The organism is Bacillus sp. SH5-2 (assembly GCF_008368905.1).
GTDB classification, from domain to species: Bacteria; Bacillota; Bacilli; order Bacillales; family Bacillaceae_G; genus Bacillus_A; species Bacillus_A luti.
The window spans coordinates 80,852-100,739 of record NZ_QOSD01000021.1 but is presented as its reverse complement, the minus strand read 5'-3'; the positions used below and the strand labels follow the sequence as shown (position 1 = coordinate 100,739).

General features: G+C 33.6%; 17 protein-coding genes and 1 pseudogene. 10 read left to right on the top strand and 8 right to left on the bottom strand.

All coding sequences use genetic code 11. The features are described 5' to 3' along the window. Positions 1-108 precede the first annotated feature (108 nt). Positions 109-672, bottom strand: a complete 564-nt coding sequence (locus DN410_RS19245; protein WP_071710877.1) for a DUF1836 domain-containing protein — start codon at positions 670-672, stop codon at positions 109-111. Positions 673-836: 164 nt separating this feature from the next. Here DN410_RS19245 and trhA point away from each other — a divergent pair, with 164 nt between their 5' ends. Further along, positions 837-1,484 carry a PAQR family membrane homeostasis protein TrhA gene (gene trhA, locus DN410_RS19240; RefSeq protein WP_149177671.1) on the top strand — a complete coding sequence of 216 codons (648 nt, stop codon included), beginning with the start codon at positions 837-839 and terminating at the stop codon, positions 1,482-1,484. 171 nt (positions 1,485-1,655) lie between these two features. Beyond that, entirely contained in the window at positions 1,656-2,672 is a 1,017-nt protein-coding gene (gene galE, locus DN410_RS19235; RefSeq protein ID WP_149177670.1) for a UDP-glucose 4-epimerase GalE, read from the top strand. Between the two features lie 48 nt (positions 2,673-2,720). Here galE and pelG read toward each other — a convergent pair whose 3' ends face one another. The 5 genes from pelG to DN410_RS19210 are packed head-to-tail and all read right to left on the bottom strand — an operon-like array spanning position 2,721 to position 9,547. Continuing rightward, positions 2,721-4,175: an exopolysaccharide Pel transporter PelG gene (pelG, locus tag DN410_RS19230; RefSeq protein WP_149177669.1), complete on the bottom strand. Its 1,455-nt coding sequence runs from the start codon at positions 4,173-4,175 to the stop codon at positions 2,721-2,723. After that, complete coding sequence (pelF, locus tag DN410_RS19225) at positions 4,163-5,584, bottom strand: GT4 family glycosyltransferase PelF (protein ID WP_149177668.1); 1,422 nt, start codon at positions 5,582-5,584, stop codon at positions 4,163-4,165. Before pelF ends, pelG begins: the two co-directional genes overlap by 13 nt. Positions 5,585-5,587: 3 nt before the next feature. Next, positions 5,588-7,420, bottom strand: a complete 1,833-nt coding sequence (locus DN410_RS19220) for a DUF2194 domain-containing protein (RefSeq protein WP_149177667.1) — start codon at positions 7,418-7,420, stop codon at positions 5,588-5,590. Further along, the gene (locus tag DN410_RS19215) at positions 7,404-8,324 is read right to left on the bottom strand and encodes a tetratricopeptide repeat protein (RefSeq protein ID WP_149177666.1); all 921 of its coding nucleotides are present in this window, start codon (positions 8,322-8,324) and stop codon (positions 7,404-7,406) included. The genes DN410_RS19220 and DN410_RS19215 overlap by 17 nt, the downstream gene beginning before the upstream one ends. After that, positions 8,324-9,547 carry a GAF domain-containing protein gene (locus tag DN410_RS19210; RefSeq protein WP_149177665.1) on the bottom strand — a complete coding sequence of 408 codons (1,224 nt, stop codon included), beginning with the start codon at positions 9,545-9,547 and terminating at the stop codon, positions 8,324-8,326. Before DN410_RS19210 ends, DN410_RS19215 begins: the two co-directional genes overlap by 1 nt. A 265-nt stretch (positions 9,548-9,812) precedes the next feature. Between DN410_RS19210 and DN410_RS19205 the strand changes: the two genes are divergently transcribed. Continuing rightward, positions 9,813-10,631 (top strand): endo alpha-1,4 polygalactosaminidase, encoded by an 819-nt coding sequence (locus DN410_RS19205; RefSeq protein WP_149177664.1) that lies wholly within the window; start codon positions 9,813-9,815, stop codon positions 10,629-10,631. Positions 10,632-10,722: 91 nt separating this feature from the next. Here DN410_RS19205 and DN410_RS19200 read toward each other — a convergent pair whose 3' ends face one another. Next, positions 10,723-11,154, bottom strand: a complete 432-nt coding sequence (locus DN410_RS19200) for a hypothetical protein (protein ID WP_149177663.1) — start codon at positions 11,152-11,154, stop codon at positions 10,723-10,725. 425 nt (positions 11,155-11,579) lie between these two features. Between DN410_RS19200 and DN410_RS19195 the strand changes: the two genes are divergently transcribed. Together DN410_RS19195 and DN410_RS19190 are read left to right on the top strand one after the other, a co-directional pair. Next, the gene (locus tag DN410_RS19195) at positions 11,580-12,170 is read left to right on the top strand and encodes an AmiS/UreI family transporter (RefSeq protein WP_000542567.1); all 591 of its coding nucleotides are present in this window, start codon (positions 11,580-11,582) and stop codon (positions 12,168-12,170) included. 100 nt (positions 12,171-12,270) lie between these two features. Next, positions 12,271-13,158, top strand: coding sequence for an NAD-dependent epimerase/dehydratase family protein (locus tag DN410_RS19190; RefSeq protein WP_149177662.1), 888 nt, complete (start codon positions 12,271-12,273; stop codon positions 13,156-13,158). A gap of 88 nt (positions 13,159-13,246) precedes the next feature. Here DN410_RS19190 and DN410_RS28815 read toward each other — a convergent pair. After that, a pseudogene (locus tag DN410_RS28815) lies at positions 13,247-13,348 on the bottom strand (superoxide dismutase); the annotation flags it as partial. Between the two features lie 255 nt (positions 13,349-13,603). Here DN410_RS28815 and DN410_RS19180 point away from each other — a divergent pair. From DN410_RS19180 to lrgA, 5 genes are all read left to right on the top strand, one after another. Further along, positions 13,604-14,674 (top strand): nitric oxide synthase oxygenase, encoded by a 1,071-nt coding sequence (locus DN410_RS19180; protein WP_149177661.1) that lies wholly within the window; start codon positions 13,604-13,606, stop codon positions 14,672-14,674. A 363-nt stretch (positions 14,675-15,037) separates the two neighbouring features. Beyond that, a complete protein-coding gene (locus DN410_RS19175) occupies positions 15,038-16,615 on the top strand; it encodes a BCCT family transporter (protein WP_149177660.1) in 1,578 nt (525 codons plus the stop codon). A gap of 205 nt (positions 16,616-16,820) precedes the next feature. Continuing rightward, a complete protein-coding gene (gene lytS / locus DN410_RS19170; RefSeq protein ID WP_149177659.1) occupies positions 16,821-18,590 on the top strand; it encodes a two-component system sensor histidine kinase LytS in 1,770 nt (589 codons plus the stop codon). Continuing rightward, positions 18,568-19,308, top strand: a complete 741-nt coding sequence (locus DN410_RS19165) for a LytR/AlgR family response regulator transcription factor (RefSeq protein WP_149177658.1) — start codon at positions 18,568-18,570, stop codon at positions 19,306-19,308. The genes lytS and DN410_RS19165 overlap by 23 nt, the downstream gene beginning before the upstream one ends. A gap of 131 nt (positions 19,309-19,439) precedes the next feature. Beyond that, positions 19,440-19,871, top strand: coding sequence for an antiholin-like murein hydrolase modulator LrgA (gene lrgA / locus DN410_RS19160; RefSeq protein ID WP_149177657.1), 432 nt, complete (start codon positions 19,440-19,442; stop codon positions 19,869-19,871). The last annotated feature ends 17 nt before the right edge of the window (positions 19,872-19,888 follow it).

Below are 19,888 nucleotides of genomic sequence, written 5' to 3'. Positions count from 1 at the left end.
TACTTGGAATAGTTACATGTATTAGTTATTAAAATCTAATAATTACTCCAATAGATAATGCGGGATAAAATAAAAACGCTACCTAATTATTAGGTAGCGTTTTTATCGTTAGTAAGATCCTTTTAAATCATCAATTAACTTTTCAGCTAAGCGTCTATACATATTACTCATAGTTACGAAAGATGTTAGTAATAAAAATTGCTCTAAGTTTGGATCTTCCAAGGAAGAGATGTCGCTTACTTCTGAAACACGATTATTTACGTCTTGTTTAAAGCCTTCAACATTGATTTTAGTAAGGGCTAGATAATCTTTATATAGTGTATCTAACTCAAAGGTATCATCATTTAATAATGATTCATTTATATTTTCTAAGGAGCTTTTAATGTCGTTAATAGAGAGAGCCCCTTTTAATTGATAAATTAAGCTGATTAAAATCATATGCTCTTTTGAGTATTTTTTATTTTTGATTGGAATGAACAATTTCCCTTTTGCGTAATTGTTAATCATTGTTTTAGTTAATACTTTTTCATCATCAGTTCTTGTTGTATCCGCATAAGTATTCTCAAATAGTTGAACAACTTGGTCTACATATAAATCGACATTTGGGATATCCTCAAGTTTAATATTTTTTTCTAAATGTAATGATTCAAGTAATTTATTTATATTTTCCACGTAGAACCCCTCACTTTTATAACTTAGTGGAACTTAATGTTCAGTATATCTTTAAATATGGTATTACGAAACAAATGAATTGTAAATGTTGACCTATAAGGATAATGTGTATATAATTACATGTAGTTATCAAAACTACATGTAATTATATGAGGGGTGTTAATATGAATGCTTATGTAAGAGAACCGGTTAATGCATTAACTCATTTAGGAGGAGCTGTATTATCATTTATTGCATTATTAGCTATGCTTGTGAAAGTTTCTGTTAAGATGCCATCTTTCGCGGCAATTACAGCTGTTATTTTATTTGGTATCGGGATGATGGTCCTTTATATGGCGTCAGCTGTATATCATAGTGTTGTAGCCAGTGAACGTGTTATTTATTTCTTTAGGAAGTTAGATCACTCTATGATCTTTATATTAATTGCAGGTACATATGCACCCTTTTGCTTAATTACATTACATTCGGCAAATGGTTTGTTATTATTTTCTTTAGTTTATGCAACCGCGATTTGTGGTATTATTTTTAAAATGTTTTGGTTTAATTGTCCGAGATGGTTATCAACCGCAATTTATCTTCTTATGGGTTGGTTAATTGTTTTATTCTTTGCACCGCTAGCTGAGAATTTAAGTACAGGAGGTATTATTTTCTTAGTACTTGGAGGTGTTTTTTATACAATTGGTGGATTTATTTACGGTGCGAAACCAAAATGGTTGGAGTTTAAATATATGGGACACCATGAAATTTTTCATGTTTTTGTATTGTTAGGTAGTCTTGCACATTTTCTAAGTGTATATTGTTACGTAATTTAATATAAAAAAGCCACATAACAAAGATTATGTGGCTTTTTTGATTGTTGAAGTAGAGTTGTGTGTTGTACAGAATAAATGTGAGTTTCTGTGTTCGCATAATAAACATGTAACAAGAAATACATGGTATAATTTGGTGAATTCATATTAAATATGATATGGGGGACTAGAATTATGGCAGTACTTGTAACAGGTGGAGCAGGATATATTGGTAGTCATACATGCGTAGAATTACTGAATAACGGTTATGAAATTATTGTAGTAGATAATTTATCAAACAGTTCAGTAGAGTCTATTCATCGAGTAAAAGAGATAACGGGAAAACAATTCAAATTTTATAAAGAGGATCTTGTAAATTACGAGGCGCTGAATAAAATTTTCGAGGAAAATACAATAGAAGCTGTCATTCACTTTGCTGGTTTGAAAGCTGTAGGAGAATCGGTAGCAAAGCCATTAATGTATTATCACAACAATATTATTAGCACATTAGTATTATGTGAAGTGATGAAAAAGCGTAATGTGAAGAAGATGATTTTTAGTTCATCGGCAACGGTATATGGTATGCCAGAAACATCACCAATTACGGAAGAATTTCCATTAAGTGCAACAAATCCATATGGTCAAACAAAACTAATGATTGAACAAATGATGCGTGATGTAGCATTTGCAGATGAAGAGTGGAGCATTGCATTACTTCGCTATTTCAATCCATTTGGTGCGCATGAAAGTGGACGAATTGGAGAAGATCCAAATGGAATTCCAAATAACTTAATGCCATATGTAACACAAGTAGCGGTAGGTAAGTTAGAAGAATTAAGTGTATTTGGAAACGACTATCCAACGAAAGATGGAACGGGCGTCCGTGATTACATACATGTAGTAGACTTAGCAAATGGCCATGTAAAGGCGCTTGAAAAAGTATTGAATGCAACAGGAGTAGATGCTTATAATCTGGGCACAGGTACAGGGTATAGTGTGTTAGAGATGGTTGAAACTTTTGAAAGGGTTTCAGATAAGAATATCCCTTATAAAATTACAGATCGTCGCCCTGGTGATGTAGCGGTATGCTTTGCAGATGCATCAAAAGCAAAACGTGAACTAGGATGGGAAGCAAAACGTGGATTAGAAGAAATGTGTGCAGATTCTTGGAAATGGCAATCAAATAATAGAAATGGCTACCTAGAAGTTTAAGGAATATAAAAAATGACCTTTGCATAAGCAAAAGGTCATTTTTTATATTTATTTTCTATTAAGTTTATTCGCCAATGTAGTAAAGAAAGTTCTCTGTTTTATAGGAACATTCGATTGGCAAAATGTATAGTAATCAATATCTTTAATATAAGTAAAGAGTCTAGAAATAGCATATAAGAATGTGATAGAAGACCCGATTGCAAAACTAATACCGTAACCGTTGAATCCAAACGGAAGTAGAAGGAGACTTAATATTAGGTTTGCAAAAAAGAATAAGGCCGATGTTCGAAAGGCACCTTTACGATCCTCAAAGTATAGAAGTAGCAACGTAATAACGAGGACCATTCCATTTGCATAAGCCCCAACTATAGTTAGCTGTAAAATAGAGTATTCAAGTGTCGTTTTTCCAGCTTGTGAACTAAACATCCATATTATAAAAATAATAAGTAAAGAAAAAATACCTTGATTACGAAGTATACGTTCCATTTCTTGCTTTAAGACAAAATTCATGGAATCTTTTAATTGTAAAATTGTATTTAATGTTCCTCCATTGTTTACTGAACCGAAGAACTTTTTATATCTTTCATAAAACCTTGTTTCAATGGATACTACAAAGAAAATATAGGTTGGAATAATGCTTAAATATGCCCAGAAAACAGAAGTATCATAAATTTGATGATAAATAAATGTATTTTCAATATTTCCTCGCCCTTCTCCAAACCAAAGAACAAAGTTACATATCCAAATACCGATATTATAAAATAGGCTTGACCAAAACAGTTCTGGATATTTATCTAGATAAGAAAGAAAAGTAAATTGCTCAGTTGCGTCACTATTTGGAAACATTCGTACAATAACAACACTTAACCATACTAATGTAATGAAAGTGCCGATTGTAAAAGAAATTAAAAGCAATAGGGCCGATCCGTGCTCTAATCCGAGTGTGGGATGCCAGTAAGCAATTAGTGCAATTCCAGATAAGGAAAAAATGGAACCAATTAAAAAGGCAAGAGCGATTGATTGATAATCTTTAGCTGCCGTTAAATAAATGGATTGAATCCAAATGATATTTAAAGCTAAAAATAAAAATAACATCACAATTTTATAATAAAAGGCCAATGGTGTGAAAAACGCAAACAACATCCATAAAATAATAGCTAAAAAAAGTGTAATCTTCGTCATTCCTAAAAATGAAGAGAATACTTTATCAGCTTTTTGCTCGTATAAGAGGTCAGCCACATACCTAGTTACGATGAGTTGCAATGCTCCATATATAATTTGTGAAAAAATAAAGCAGTATGAAATTGAAATGGTGAAAAGTCGCTGTTCTTCAATTGAAATCGAATGGAACAAACTTAAAATATATCGAATAGCTGTTACTGCTAAAATAACAACTAACCAAGGACCTGCTGTAACAAACAACGAAAATCCATAAGCTTTCACCCTTGAAGAATAGTAGTCTTCTTGAAATAATTTTTGTAATCGAAATCCTATGCCTGCCACATTTTTTCACCTCTTTCTAAGTAAAGCTTACGATAACTTTCAACGACCCCTGATAATTGATAGTACGCTTCAATACGATTTCGCCCATTATCTCCAAACTGTTGAATGGATTCAGGATGGCGGTAATACCATTCTAAATAAGTAGCAACTTGTTCGGGAGATACAGGTGGTACCACAAATCCACATTGACCATAGGAATCGCCATCTTGTCCATAAATTAATTCTTTACAAGAACCAACATCCGTAACAACCCATGGTAACCCTGCGGCCATACCTTCTAACATAGCTAGAGGTTGTCCTTCAGATATACTTGTTAATACGAGAATATCCGTTTGTTTTAAGTAATCTTTAATATTCACCCTGCCAGTCATGATTACATAATCTTTTAATCCTAATTGCTGAATTAAATCGCGACATTCTTGGGCGTATTCTGGCTCTTCGGTATCGGGGCCTAGTAGATAAAATATAAAAGGAACATCTTTCTCTACTAATAATTTCGCTGCATAAATCATCGTTTTGACATCTTTAATCGGTACAACGCGTATAATAGCGGAAATAACGAGTTTTTCCGGGTTGTACTTTGATTTACGAAGCCCTTCATAATCAGCTAGAGTAACACCATTTGGTATGATTTTTAGTTTATGGGATGGAGCACCTAATTCTTTTTGATATATACTATTTCGGCCGAATAAAGTAATTACATCATCAGCCTGTTCGTATGCCTGATGAGATAAATGATGGAAGAAGGAAACCCACCTTTTTTTATATTCAATCGGTATCCAAGTTGATTGTAATATTTCCTCTTCACGTTCCCGAGAATAGATACCATGCTCAGTTAGCAGAAATGGTATATCAGAATTAGCGCTGATTGCCGCGCCAAGTAATCCACCATAACCCGTTGATACGGAATGGATAAGGTCTAGTTTTGGGAAGTCAATTTGTAGAATTTGAATGATTGGTGTGAACATAGACCTCCACATCCAAAAATAATTTAAGAAAGAACCACTACTTTTTTCATATACATAGCTCTCTTTAACAATTTCATAAAACTCACGGCTTTCGAAGAAGGAGTGGAGCGTTCCTAACTTTTGTTTATTCCCTAATATGCGTAATGCTGCTGTATCGTTAGCTTGAAATGTAAACCATTTTTGAAGTGTTTGTACTTCATCAGTAGTTAAATTCGTTTTGACATGTTTTGAGTCACTTTCTGATTGTAAGGGAATCATAATGATATCCTTTACATTGCTGGGAATTTCATATTGATATTCTTCTTCTGTTTTTATTTGCGGTACGATCGCAAATATGGTGAATTCATGTTCTTTAAATTGCTGGATGATCATTTGTACCCAGCTTGCTACTCCGCCACTGACAAAAGGGTAACTTCCTTCAACGACTAAACCTATTCTCATTTGCTATGCTCCTTTAATTGGAATTGTAGCGTTGGCTTTTTTTAATGTAACGCTATAAATTTGTGAATCTAGTTTTGTAACTGTACCGTACGGGAAAGAACCGGTTTTTAATTTTTTTCCTTCTTCGACACGTATAATCGTTGAAGTGTGGTTTGGCAATCCTTTATATGCAATATGAACAGCATTGTCTTCATAAGAAACAGCTAGATCACCAGTTTGATAAATTTTCATGGAAGCAGTTGCTTCGCTTTGTGTCATACTTTTTATATAAGGATATCTTTCACGTATTTCAAAGATTGTTTTTTTATAAGCTTTAAATAATTCTTCCCAAGTTAAGTTACCTGAACGTTTTTCATCAAGAATATCATCGGGATGGACGAAGTGTGAAATAACGCCTAAATTTGCAGTAACATCGGTTAGGATGAACTGTTCTTCGTCTGTAATAGCATAACCACTCGTAATGCGCGGGAAGTGATAAATATTTTTGTTCTGTTTATCTTGTTCGAATTCCTGAATCAAGCTACCGTTACTGCTACTTCCTATATATAGGGAGGAAACAGTTTCTAGTGTAGGAACACTATCATTTAATACATTTAATCCAGTTGTATTTATAATATTGGATGGTGGTACATAAGTTTTTAATTTTTCATTTGGAAAGAAGTTATATACGAGCTTTTGTAGAGCATCTAAAGCGTTAGCCATATCCTCTTTTGAATTCCATGGAATGTATTCCAGTGATTTGTCTACCGGATCTTTTGGTAATAATAAAGGTTGATGATTATAGCCGTGTATTCCAATTTCTCCGCCTTGAGATAACAATTCCCTTCCAAATAATAAATAGGTATTTCTATTTTTATTAGCGAAATCCTCAAAAGGAGGCGTCACCTTATTTTGGTATGTCCCAATTGCAACCCCTGTATATTTAATATGAAGTTCGTCAGAGATGTCTTTCATATTCTTCCACCAATGTTTTTTATAAAATTCTTCAACAGAAATTTTTTCGGTCGTTAAGTTTTTTAATTCACCACTTGGTATTGGTGATGGGAAATCATCGATATACATAATTTCTGCACCAAGTTGTGCTGTAGCAAAAGTAGGGAAAATGGTACCAAGTGATTGGACAAACATCCCTCTACCTAATTTATTGTTTAATGCCGTTGTATTCCAATATAAGACCTTTCCATCACCATATTCATTCGTCCAAAGAATCGGAAGGTCTTCGGCTGTTATCCAAGGATCGGTTGTATTCTCATCTAGTGCAATCTCCATAGAGCTATGTGTAAATAGAGCAGAAGAGTTTGAGAGATCTGGATAACCAGGGAATAAAACTTGTTCAAAAGTTAATCCCTTTGCATCTGTGAATCCTCCTTTTTGGTTAATCCCAAATAAGGAATTCCAGGAAGGATCTGAATCGAGCCGGTTGGCAATAATGAGTCTTCCACCCATCTGTACAAAATTTTGAATATCAGCTTGTGGCAGTTGTGCCATTACTTCACCCGTAATAATGATCCCTGTATAAGGAGAGGGAGTAAGCGTCTTAATTTCATTAGCTGTAATATCCTTGTAATGTAGGTGGGCGTAATCCATTGCCTTTTTTGTATGGAATGTAACTTGTTCTCCTAATTTATTATCCGTTGTTAAAACGTAGAATTGCATGTTTTGACCATTTGGATTTACATCTTTCGCTGTTACTGTTTTAACAGTATCTGTTTCTTTAGTTTTGGGAATAGAAAAAAATTGATAAAAATTATTTGTTCGATATATGAGGATAAGGATAATTAAGAGAAATAAAGTAATACTGATGATCCCGATATATATATTAATGCTCTTCTTCAATGTGTATGCCTCCAAACTGCCCTACAAATAATTGATATTTACGTGGTAAAATATGAACTTTTTTTGTAGATGTTAGATTATCAATTAATTTATAAAGTTTGTCCCATAATTGTTGTTCGTAGTATAGTTCTAGTAATCCGACATACCCGTAATAGGATTCAGAATTAAGGTGGATTAGATGTGAAAATTGTCCTTCGGATTCTACATATTGTTTTTTGTATAGAAGTAGATTTCCGAGCTGGAAAGAGTAGAGCAATTCGTCCGGGAAAAGTTCTATACTTTGTGTAATGAAACTCATAAATTCATTAATTGTTTTCTCTTTCTGCTGATTGGAAAGTAGACCACTTTCTATATATCTTAAATAATTAGAAACTAATTCTTTTGCAATGTCGTTTTGGGGATGTTGCAGAAATTGTTTATTCAAGTATCCAATCTGTTTTTCATAACGCTCGTTTAGTAAATTAATCGTAGTTGCAGCATAATGTACAGTTTCAGGATCTTTATGATGAATCGCTTCTTTCAATAATCCACCTTCATTAGAAATGGTGGAAGAACTTAATTGTACAATGAGTTGTTTATGTAACTCAGGCTTATCAATTTCTAATCCGGAAGAAAATGAAATAAGGTCCATATCCTGTTTGGCCGATTCTAAAATATCTTCATAATTATCAACCTGAAAGGACACATAATCAGAATACTGCTGTAACCACCCTGTTTTGGAACGCTTTATATTAAGTAATAACATGATTACTGATACAATAAGTCCAAGGAGTGGGAACAGAAGAGAAATAATTAAGCAAAATTCAATAATTCCTTTTTTATTTTCTGACATTAAACCTTTCGTAAATCGAAATAAGAGAAAAATTAAAATAGCATATATAATATAAAAAAGGAGAAAAATCATTAGGATATCACTCCTTCAGCAGAGAGAGCATTTTGTATACGAGTTTTAACTTGTAATAAAAACTTTTCTTCAGTACCAGGTAATAAAATCATGATTTTTTGATGGACTGTACTATAACTGAAGATATCAATATCACGTAAATGCGTTTTTAAGACTGCATTTATTACTTGTAAAGAGTCCTGTGACGCATGGAACTCAAAATATGAATATGGATATGATAATGTTTCGTAACGTTTTTGTTCGATTTCTAATAAATGTTCAAATTCGTCTTCATAGTAAATACTCGTGTTAGGGAATGTACGCTCTTCCTGACTAGATATCCAAATATTAGAAGCGTTTTGTAAACGGTCACCCATCCAGCGTAAATACCATGTGAAGAGTTCAAATTGTTCAGAAGTTATTTTGGAGAATTCAATTTCATCTAAGATAATGATGTATTGTACATTATCTTGGAATAAGACAGGACCAACTAAAAGTGGTGCGTCTTGAAAATCTTCTTCTGTACGGAAAAAAGGTCGATTATGCGCTAATGCATTTTTGATGACTGGTGAAGCGTTTTTAACAAAAATTGATTGGGATAAAGTATTTTCACCAGTTTCTGATCTTAATTTAATACGAAGAGATTGTTTATTGTTATCAACGTGATAGATGCCAATTTTTTTTGCACCAAAATATGTTTTTAATACATTCATGCCTTCATCTAATACAATTTCAGGATGTGTATGATTTAAGGCTTTAAACATATGGTACATTTTAGATAAATGATTGTTTGATTCAAGCACACGAGAACGAAGTGTAATACGTGTTTCATCCAATTGTTTAATAACATACTTTAGCTCTTTATTTTCAGACTGGAGTTCAGCATTTACCATATGTATATCTTCATAACGTTCTTTTTGTGAAGTACTCATTAATCCGCAATATAAACTAACAACAAGCAAGAAAATCCAACTTATCCAATGATCTGATGAATAGAAGTAAAGTAGTATATCATCACCTTTATATATACCGCTTATAAAAATGTAAACTATTGATTCCAGGAATGTGAAAAGTGCAATTGATATACCGTATCGGCTAGAAATAATTAATGTAATAAATAAAAGTATGAAATATTCATGTGTAGACGTAAAAAAATCAGTTAATATTGAGAGAACAAATAGAGCAATAAAGAGAATAGTAGGTTCAATCAATTTCATGAATAAATTGGATTGTTTATAGTGCATAAATAGACCCCTTCTTTCGTTTACCAATTTAGCTCCGAGTAATAATACATGAAGTAAAATAAACAGTTATTTTAAAATATATATTTTCTGCAGAATACAAATTATTTTATCAATAGGGATGTAGTAAATTCAAGAGAAATAAATTCTAATTTTTGTTAATTCATTGTGTTTTTGAGGGGTTTTTATAAAATAACGACCCTTTATTAACGCTTTAAGATATAAAACATGAAAATATTATTATATTAGTATAGGAGGCAATATGATTATGAATTGGAAACGTTCCATCTGTTTTTTTTCTATATTTTCTTTTATTTTTTCCTCAAATACAGCAGCACAAGTAAATGCGGTGAATCCAATTTTGAAAAATGTGCAGAGCTATAAAATTTATTATGGCGAAGCAAATAAGCAAGTAATTGAAAGACTTTCGAAGTATGACATGGTTATTATCGAGCCTTATGCATTTACGAGAGAACAGGTTCAACAATTAAAAAAATCAGGAACTGTGGTTCTCGGCTATGTTAGTGTTTTAGAATTAGAAGACTGGCATAAATCACAAGTAATGGAGTCGGATTATTATTATAGAGACGGCGAGAAAATGAGAATTGAACAGTGGGATACATATATTATGAATTTAGCTGACGACCATTATCGAAGTATTATTATCAACAAGGTAAAACAGCAAATTATTGGAAAAGGCATAGATGGGGTATTTTTAGACACTGCGGGTGATATTGACGATTATTTCTATGATCAGGCAGCTGTACAAGAAAAATTTAGATCGGCGTATGTAAATTTATTAAAAGAAATTAAAAGTGTTGATTCTAATTTATTGCTTGTACAGAATTGGGGATTTGAAACGATTAAAAGTGCGACTTTGAATTTTATCCACGGTGTACTATGGGAAGACTTTAATAAACGCGTTATTGCAGAAGATCAATGGAGCCAGAATTGGATGCGTTATTTTAAGCAACAGAGTAATAAAGTTGTAACGTTTACTGTAACTCCAGATGATATATCGAAAAAATATAGCACTATAAATGGATTTATTTCTACAATAAATCCAAATGATATTTATGATAAGTAAAATAATATTAAATATGTCCTTTGGGATCAGTAATACCCTTTTTTCTAGAGAAGGAAAAAGGGTATTACTGGTCTAGAATTTCTCAGAAGTATTAAGACTGATAATATGGAAACGTAATACTTTCATGAATTTTAACGAGTTGCTTATGGTATACGGTATTACCTTGTTGGCTTGTATAAGGAGGAAGGCTTCGTCCAAAACAATTTGCAACAACATTAGCGTGCTTACGATAAGAAATGCGAATTTCATACAAATTAACAGATTCATTTAAATCTGCATAAAAGACCGCTAAATGATTTCCAGCTAAAGGATAAGGAAAGTTTGCTTCCGTGTTTTCACCAATTAATACAGGTAATTTCACGGGATTAGAATAATTAGACCAATCCCAAACTTCTATACTTATAGGGTGCTCGTAATGTGCATCTAGATTTACAATGTTTACTACTGCAGAAACGGTAGCTGGTTCTCTTGTTAGAACACCAGTTGAGTAAATAAGAGAGTGAGTTGGATAATGAAGGGACATATATATCAAACCTTTCTAAATTAATATGAATTTACAATATTCTATGCGGATAATTAATAGAGTGAGATAGGAAAAATGTATCATTCATCATATTTTTTATAGAAATAAAAATATGATATTGAAAAGTATTCCAATACTTGTATCATTACTAGAGTACGTTTATAATCAAATAATCCTATTAGCTTTTTGATTGGATTACGTATTATTGAAAGCGTTTTAAGACGTGTTACGCTCAGATTCATATTATTTACTGTGTAGCATGTATGGAATGGGTTTGTATGTCGTTTTTCAAGGTAGGAAGTCTGACTTGTTTTGCAAAAAACTTTGTATGTAGTTGTAAATAAGAAGGAGAATAAGGAATAATATTATTTTTACAAGATGGGGAGGTTACAGTGTGAAACTGTAAGGTTTTCACATGAGGATATATGGGTTACGTAGGATTATTACTTTCGGGTGCAGCTTTATTTTTAAATAGTCTTGTTATATTAGGAAAAGCAGAGATGAAAAGTGCGGGTGTTTTTAATTTATTTGTAGGTGCACTACAAATTATTATTCCGTTCTATCTGATCATGATTTCTGACCAAAGCAATTGGACAGTGTATTCATATGCAGCTACTTTCTTATTTGGATTAACCTATTTATATGTAGGTGTTACCTTTATAAAAGGAATGGATAGTAGCGGTCTAGGGTGGTTTTGTATTTGGGTAGCAATTATTGCTTTATTCTATATGGTTGTTTCATTTGTTCAATTCCATGATGTTGTTAATGCGTTAACGTGGTTTATGTGGGCATTACTTTGGTATTTATTCTTTGTATTAAATACACAAAAAAAGAATATTAATCAATACCTTGGTAGAATTGCTTTCGTGCAATCGTGGGTAACGTTGACGCTGCCTTCACTCTTTTATTTTATGGGAGTATGGGGAGAAGGTTTTGTATATGAACTTTGGGTTTATGTATCAGTAATTTCTATTTTATACTTCTGTTATTGTATTTTTAAATATAGAGTACGTTAATATATTATCTATAGAAAAGCATGGAATCGTTAAACTGATTCCATGCTTTTTATATAGTAGCTTTTATAATAATAGAGGAAGTATTTTAAAAATTGTTGTAATGGGGATGATGGAATTGAAAAAAGTACTAGTGCTCGGGGGAACAAGATTTTTTGGTAAACATTTAGTAGAAGCACTTTTGCAAGATGGACACGATGTAACGATTGCGACGAGAGGAATTACGGAAGATTCTTTTGGAAGTACAGTGAAAAGACTTATTGTAGATAGAGAAGACGAAAAACAATTAGAAGAGCGTCTAGAAGATAAAAGTTATGATATCGTATACGATAATTTATGCTATAGCTCGAATGCAGCGAAGATAGTATGTAAAGTTTTGAAAGGGAAAACGAAGAAGTATATTATGACATCTTCAATGGCGGTCTATGAACCTGCACTAAACTTATCAGAGGAGGACTTTAATCCGTACGAGTATGCAATTACGTACGGAAATAGGAAAGACTTCACTTATAGTGAAGGAAAGAAGTTAGCGGAAGCAGTGTTGTTTCAACATGCAACATTCCCAGTTATTGTAGTGCGTTTTCCAGTTGTTATTGGAGAAAACGATTATACGAAAAGATTGCAATTTTACGTTGAAAATGTTGTGAAACAAGAGCCTATCGTTGTGGATCATGTAGATGGAGAGTTGTCATTTATACATGAAAAAGAAGCAGGAGAGTTTCTAGCTTGGTGCGGGATGGAAAACATGGAAGGTGTGATTAACGCTTGTAGTAACGGGGTAGTTTCTACTGAAGAAATTATTCGTTTCATAGAAGAGAAAACAGGGATAAAAGCGTGTATTCAAGAAGCAGGAGACAATATAGCGCCTTATAATGAGGTAACTAATTGTACGCTACATAATGGAAAGGCTCGTGAATTAGGGTTTCCATTCCGAGAACTGAAAATAGAAATAAAAAATGTTTTACACCATTACATAAATACAATGAAGTAATCATAAATCCCCCGGTGGCAATCCGGGGGATTCTGGAGGATTTCGACAATACTGACTTTACATTACCAGATTTACCTTATACGTACGACTAATGTTTTCGTGATTGAATTGCTTGTAAATACTTTTCGTTTACTCGGTCCCAGTTTACTGTATGCTACCAGTTGGTCACAAACTCTGGGCACCGATTTTCATCATGGTGCTTCCCATGATGAATGGCAATTGAAATGAAGACATAACCCCCTTTTTACCATAAAGTTGGTTTAGGTAAAAACATTTTACCTGAGTCAAAAATACACTTATTTTACATGTAAGTCAATAGCGATCTGTTTAATTTTCTGAAAAATATTACAATAATAGTAACACTCTCACTTTCATTTGTGACTCGTATTCTTTTTGCTTATACTGTAAAGTAGTAGCGTTTTGTTGAAATAGAAGGAGATTGTTTATGAGTAAAATGAAACAATTAATAGAGGAAGCAAGTAACTTTATTACGATTTGCTATAAAGAGCTTCAAAAAGAGCAATTAATAGAAGAACGTATAAAAGAAATTCAAATTGAAATAGAGAAAACGGGGACTTATGAGCATACATTCGAAGAGCTTGTTCATGGTTCGCGAATGGCATGGCGTAATAGTAATCGATGTATCGGAAGACTATTTTGGAATAAGATGCACATATTAGATGCACGTGAAGTAAATGATGAGGAAGGTGTATATAATGCATTAATTCATCATATTAAATATGCAACGAACGACGGGAAAGTGAAACCGACCATTACAATTTTTAAGCAATATCAAGATGAAGAAAATAATATACGGATTTATAATCACCAGTTAATTCGATATGCAGGATATAAAACGGAAACGGGAGTGATTGGTGATTCTCATTCCGCTACATTTACAGATTTTTGTCAGGAACTTGGTTGGCAAGGAGAAGGCACGAATTTCGATGTATTGCCACTTGTGTTTTCTATAGATGGAAAAGCACCTATATATAAAGAAATTCCGAAAGGAGAGGTGAAAGAAGTACCAATTGAGCATCCAGAATACCCTGTATCTTCACTCGGAGTAAAATGGTATGGCGTACCGATGATTTCAGATATGCGTTTAGAAATTGGCGGTATTTCCTATACAGCTGCTCCGTTCAATGGATGGTATATGGGGACGGAGATTGGGGCTCGTAACTTAGCGGATCATGATCGTTATAATTTACTCCCAGCCGTTGCGGAGATGATGGATTTAGATACATCAAGAAACGGGACGTTATGGAAAGATAAAGCATTGGTTGAATTAAATGTAGCTGTTTTACACTCCTTTAAAAAACAAGGAGTTAGTATTGTTGATCATCATACTGCAGCACAACAATTTCAACAGTTTGAGAAGCAGGAAGCTGCGTGTGGTCGTGTTGTAACAGGCAATTGGGTATGGCTAATTCCGCCATTGTCACCAGCTACCACTCATGTTTATCATAAACCGTATCCGAATGAAATTTTGAAGCCGAATTTTTTTCATAAATAGTTTGTAGTATAGGGCATTTTCTGTAAAAATATAATTTTTTTTAATTACTGTTACGTAGCAAATGGAAGCCTTTACTATCGGTTATTTTTGGAAAGGGCTTTTTGAACCAAGGAGTTCCTTATGTTATAATCAAATTTCTGTTTCGAAGACCTTATATAAATATAAGGTCTTTTGTTTTGCTTTTTTATGTAAAAGGAATAGAAATTTTCTTTTAAATAAGGGATTTAGCATATTTTTAGGGACAACATAAGTGTGTAGAAAATCGTTGAATTATTATACTTATATAATCATTGTGTTTTGGGTGTAAACAATAAAACATAATAAAGTTGTTTTTTTAGATTGCTGAGGAAGGAGGAAGTGTAAATGAGGATGAAGAGTCGAAAAACGGATTGGCCTGTATTTCTTATTAGTGGTGGCTCGCTTTTATTATTTGTAATTGCGGTTTTTTTAAATAAAAGTTACGTAGAGGGAGTCATTAATAGCAGTTTTACAGCTTCAATTAAATATTTTGGTGCCTTTTGGCAGGTTTTATTAATTGGTACATTTATTGTTGCAATGTGTATGGCGTTCTCGAAATATGGGAGAGTTAAACTTGGGGGATTAGAAAAACCTGAGATTAGTACGGCAAAATGGCTCGCTATTATTATGTCTACATTACTTGCCGGAGGTGGCGTTTTTTGGGCAGCAGCAGAGCCAATGTATCATTTTATGACAGTTCCACCAATACATGAAGGTATATCCGCTGAAACGAAGGAAGCGGTAATGCCGGCTTTAGCACAAAGTTATATGCATTGGGGCTTCTTAGCTTGGACAATTTTAGGAACAATTAGTGCAGTAGTGATGATGTATGGGCATTACCATAAAGGGATGCCGTTCAAGCCTCGCACACTTTTATATCCTATTTTCGGGGAGAAATTACGAAAGAGTATGCTTGGAACGATGATTGATGTATTTGCGATTATTGCGGTAGCTGCAGGGACAATTGGTCCAATTGGATTTTTAGGACTACAAGCAAGTTATGGATTACAAGCATTGTTTGGAATTCCTGATGTGTTTACTACTCAATTAGCGATTATTGTTTGTGTCGTTGCTGTTTCTACTATATCTGCAGTGACAGGAATTAATAAAGGAATTCAAATTATAAGTGATTTAAATGTTAAGTTAGCGATTTTATTGATGGTATTTGTATTATTCTGTGGACCAGGCGGATTTATTATTGATGCATTTATTTCTTCGTTTGGATTTTATATAAATGAATTTATTCCAATGAGCACATATCGAGGGGATACAGCTTGGTTAGGATCTTGGACGATCTTTTTCTGGGGATGGTTTATTGGATATGGACCGATGATGGCAATTTTAGTGAGCCGTATTTCAAGAGGAAGAACAATCCGAGAAATCATCGTTGCAATTGGAATTATTGCCCCAATTATTACAACGTTTTGGTTTACTATACTAGGGGGATCAGGTGTGTTTTATGAGTTAATGAATCCTGGTTCTATTTCGGCCGCATTAAGTGAATCTGGTATGCCAGCAGCTATGATTGCAATTACAGAGCAACTACCACTTTCTAATATTATTGGACCTGCATTTCTGTTATTAACAATTTTATTTGTAGTGACAACAGGAGATTCAATGGCTTATTCGATTTCAATGGCAGTGACTGGAGATGGAGATCCTAGAATTAGCTTACGAATTTTTTGGTCGCTTATTATGGGAACAGTTGCAGCGATTCTTTTATACATGGGCGAGGGAAGCATTAATGCGTTGCAGTCATTCATTGTAGTGACAGCTGTTCCAGTATCCATTCTGTTGTTCCCAATGCTATGGCTAGCACCTAAAGTTGCAGGGGAACTAGCATTAAAACAAGGTATTGTAAAAGAAGAAGATAAAACTGCTTTCTTATTTCAGAAAGCTAGTAAATCAAAAAATGATAAATAAACATTGAAAAGAGGAAGCATCTCATTTAAGATGCTTCCTTTTTTACGTTTAGTCTAATGCTGTTCTCTTTGTTTCTGTTACGATAGCCATTTCAACTAAAAAACGAAGAACTAATAACTTCCAGTAAATTATTGTATTCTTCTTGACGGCTACTTCATTATTTTCTCATAATAAAACTAACGAACTAAAAAGGAATGACTCACAGATGTTAAATTTAGTACTTATGATGATTGAACGTGTTGGACTTATTGTTATTTTAGGTTTTTTACTCTCTCATATTAAGACATTCAGGCGCCTACTTCATAGGCAGGACGGATATATAGATAAGTTTAAGCTTATTTGTATTTTTTCAGTGTTTACAATTGTAAGTAATTACACAGGAATTGAAATTGCAGGGAATACGATTATGAATGAAAATTGGCTACAAGGTGTTTCTTCATCGAGTACAATTGCAAATACACGTATTATGGGTGTTGGAATTAGTGGATTGCTTGGTGGGCCTATCGTTGGAATTGGAGTAGGGTCGATTGCTGGTATTCATCGTTATATGCTTGGCGGGACGACAGCGGTAAGCTGCGCAATCTCATCAATTTTGGCAGGAGTGATAGCGGGGTATATTGGATATATTTTTAAAAAGTATAACCGTATGATTACGCCTAAGTTTTCAGCGATTTTAAGTGTGTTTATCGTTTCTTTAGAGATGATTATGATTCTACTAATTGTAGAGGATGGAATGGGTATTGTGAAAACAATCGCGATACCGATGATCCTTGTGAATAGTTTCGGTAGTTTTATTTTACTTTCCATGATCCAAGCTATTTTGCGTCAGGAAGAGAATGCGAAAGCATTGCAGACTCATAAGGTATTGCGCATTGCTGATAAAACGTTACCTTATTTTCGCCGGGGTTTAACAGAGGAATCTTGTAAGCATGTGGCACAAATTATTCACCGCTTTACGGGAACAGATGCGGTATCCTTAACAGATACAGAGAAAATATTAGCTCACGTCGGATTAGCATCAGATCATCATATTCCTTCACACAGTTTAATAACAGGTTTATCGAAAGAGGTTCTACATACGGGGAAAATAATGAAAGCGAAATCGCGTGAGATTATTAATTGTCAACATGAAGGGTGTCCGTTACAAGCGGCAGTTGTTATTCCACTCACTTCACATGGGAATACGATAGGAACATTAAAACTTTATTTTAAAAACGCTAGTCAATTAGGGCGTGTTGAGGAAGAATTAGCGGAAGGTTTAGCAAAAATATTCTCCACGCAGCTTGAGTTAGGTGAAGCCGAGTTGCAAAGTAAATTATTGCAAGATGCTGAAATAAAAGCGTTACAAGCACAAATCAATCCACATTTTTTATTTAACGCAATTAATACAGTATCAGCTTTATGCCGAACAGATGTAGAAAAAGCGAGAAAATTATTATTGCAGCTTAGCGTATATTTCCGTTGTAATTTGCAAGGGGCACGTCAATTATTGATCCCACTAGAACAAGAATTAAATCATGTACAGGCATATTTATCACTGGAACAAGCGAGGTTTCCAAATAAGTATGAAGTAAGGATGTACATTGAGGAGGAGCTAAAGACAACATTAGTCCCACCGTTTGTTCTTCAACTATTAGTTGAAAATGCATTGCGACATGCTTTTCCAAAGAAGCAACCAGTATGTCAAGTTAAGGTACATGCGTTTGAAAAAGAGGGGATGGTTCACTTTGAAGTGAAAGATAATGGACAAGGGATTGAGAGTGAACGTCTAGAGCAATTAGGAAAGATGGTAGTTTCTTCAAAGAAAGGGACCGGAACAGCTTTATATAATATTAATGAACGTCTAGTCGGTTTATTTGGGAAAGAGACGATGCTTCAAATTGAAAGTGCACTACACAAGGGAACGGATATTACTTTTATAATTCCAAAAAAAGTAAAGGAGGAAGAGCGGTTTGTTAAAGGTATTAGTAGTTGATGATGAAATGTTAGCACGTGATGAACTAAAGTATTTATTAGAAAGAACGAAAGAAGTTGAGATCATTGGTGAGGCTGATTGTGTGGAAGACGCATTAGAGGAACTAATGAACAATAGACCAGATATTGTATTTCTAGATATTCAATTATCGGATGATAATGGATTTGAAATCGCAAATATATTAAAAAAGATGAAAAATCCCCCTGCAATTGTATTTGCAACTGCGTATGATCAATATGCGTTGCAGGCATTTGAGGTAGATGCGCTAGATTATATTTTAAAGCCATTTGATGAAGAACGTATTGTACAGGCATTAAAAAAGTATAAAAAACAAAAACAAGCGAAAATAGAAACGAAGCAAGAAATAAAAGCGGGCGATGTAACAGCAGAGATGCACAAATTGGCGTTGCCAATTGAAGAATCAATCGTACTTGTAAATATTAAGGATATTATATATGTAGGGCTTGTAGATGGAAAAGTAACCGTAAAAACAATGAGAGAAACGTATGTAACACATGATACGCTTGTCATTTTGGAAAAGAAGTTACCACAAGCAAGTTTTATGCGTGTGCATCGTAGTTTTATTGCAAATATTAATCATATTGTAGAGGTACAACCGTGGTTCAATTCTACTTATAATTTAATTATGAAAGAGGCATCTAAAGTCCCTGTTAGCCGTACATATGCAAAAGAACTCAAGAAGCTGCTTCGTATTTAGGAAGCAGCTTTTGTATTTCGTCCTCATATTCCTGCAACTGATTCTATATATTTGACGTTCCGTTTGTAAGCGCTTACCAAATCAGTTATATCTTATACAATAAAGGTACCAAATCGAAAGAGGTGGACAAAATGAGTACGAAAAAAGTATATAGTTTCTTATCACAAGCATTCATATTCTCAGCCGTTATGTTAATTTCTAATATTATTGCAACACATTTACCAATTCCGATGCCTTCATCGGTAATCGGGTTAGTCATTTTATTTAGTTTATTATGTTTAAAAGTTATTAAATTAGAGCAAGTTGAATCGCTTGGAACAGCTTTAACAGGTATTATCGGATTCCTTTTCGTTCCATCAGGTATTTCAGTTATTAATTCACTTGGTGTAATGAGCCAATATTTCATACAAATTTTAGTCGTAATTGTTGTCGCGACAGTTATTTTACTCGCTGTAACTGGATTATTTGCACAATTCATTTTAGGAAAAGATGACAAAGAAACAAAAGATACAAAAGAATTAAAAGTTGTAAACAAAGGACGTAAACACGGAAAAGTTGCATAACTATTTTAGACCATACA

Excerpts from the sequence above, each read along its gene's own strand:
- galE (WP_149177670.1), top strand. The coding sequence starts at position 1,656 with ATGGCAGTACTTGTAACAGGTGGAGCAGGATATATTGGTAGTCATACA.
- DN410_RS19195 (WP_000542567.1), top strand. The coding sequence starts at position 11,580 with ATGGGTTACGTAGGATTATTACTTTCGGGTGCAGCTTTATTTTTAAAT.
- lytS (WP_149177659.1), top strand. The coding sequence starts at position 16,821 with ATGTTAAATTTAGTACTTATGATGATTGAACGTGTTGGACTTATTGTT.
- DN410_RS19215 (WP_149177666.1), bottom strand. The coding sequence starts at position 8,324 with ATGATTTTTCTCCTTTTTTATATTATATATGCTATTTTAATTTTTCTC.
- lrgA (WP_149177657.1), top strand. The coding sequence starts at position 19,440 with ATGAGTACGAAAAAAGTATATAGTTTCTTATCACAAGCATTCATATTC.
- DN410_RS19205 (WP_149177664.1), top strand. The coding sequence starts at position 9,813 with ATGAATTGGAAACGTTCCATCTGTTTTTTTTCTATATTTTCTTTTATT.
- trhA (WP_149177671.1), top strand. The coding sequence starts at position 837 with ATGAATGCTTATGTAAGAGAACCGGTTAATGCATTAACTCATTTAGGA.
- DN410_RS19210 (WP_149177665.1), bottom strand. The coding sequence starts at position 9,547 with ATGCACTATAAACAATCCAATTTATTCATGAAATTGATTGAACCTACT.
- DN410_RS19175 (WP_149177660.1), top strand. The coding sequence starts at position 15,038 with ATGAGGATGAAGAGTCGAAAAACGGATTGGCCTGTATTTCTTATTAGT.
- DN410_RS19180 (WP_149177661.1), top strand. The coding sequence starts at position 13,604 with ATGAGTAAAATGAAACAATTAATAGAGGAAGCAAGTAACTTTATTACG.
- pelF (WP_149177668.1), bottom strand. The coding sequence starts at position 5,584 with ATGAGAATAGGTTTAGTCGTTGAAGGAAGTTACCCTTTTGTCAGTGGC.
- DN410_RS19200 (WP_149177663.1), bottom strand. The coding sequence starts at position 11,154 with ATGTCCCTTCATTATCCAACTCACTCTCTTATTTACTCAACTGGTGTT.
- DN410_RS19190 (WP_149177662.1), top strand. The coding sequence starts at position 12,271 with ATGGGGATGATGGAATTGAAAAAAGTACTAGTGCTCGGGGGAACAAGA.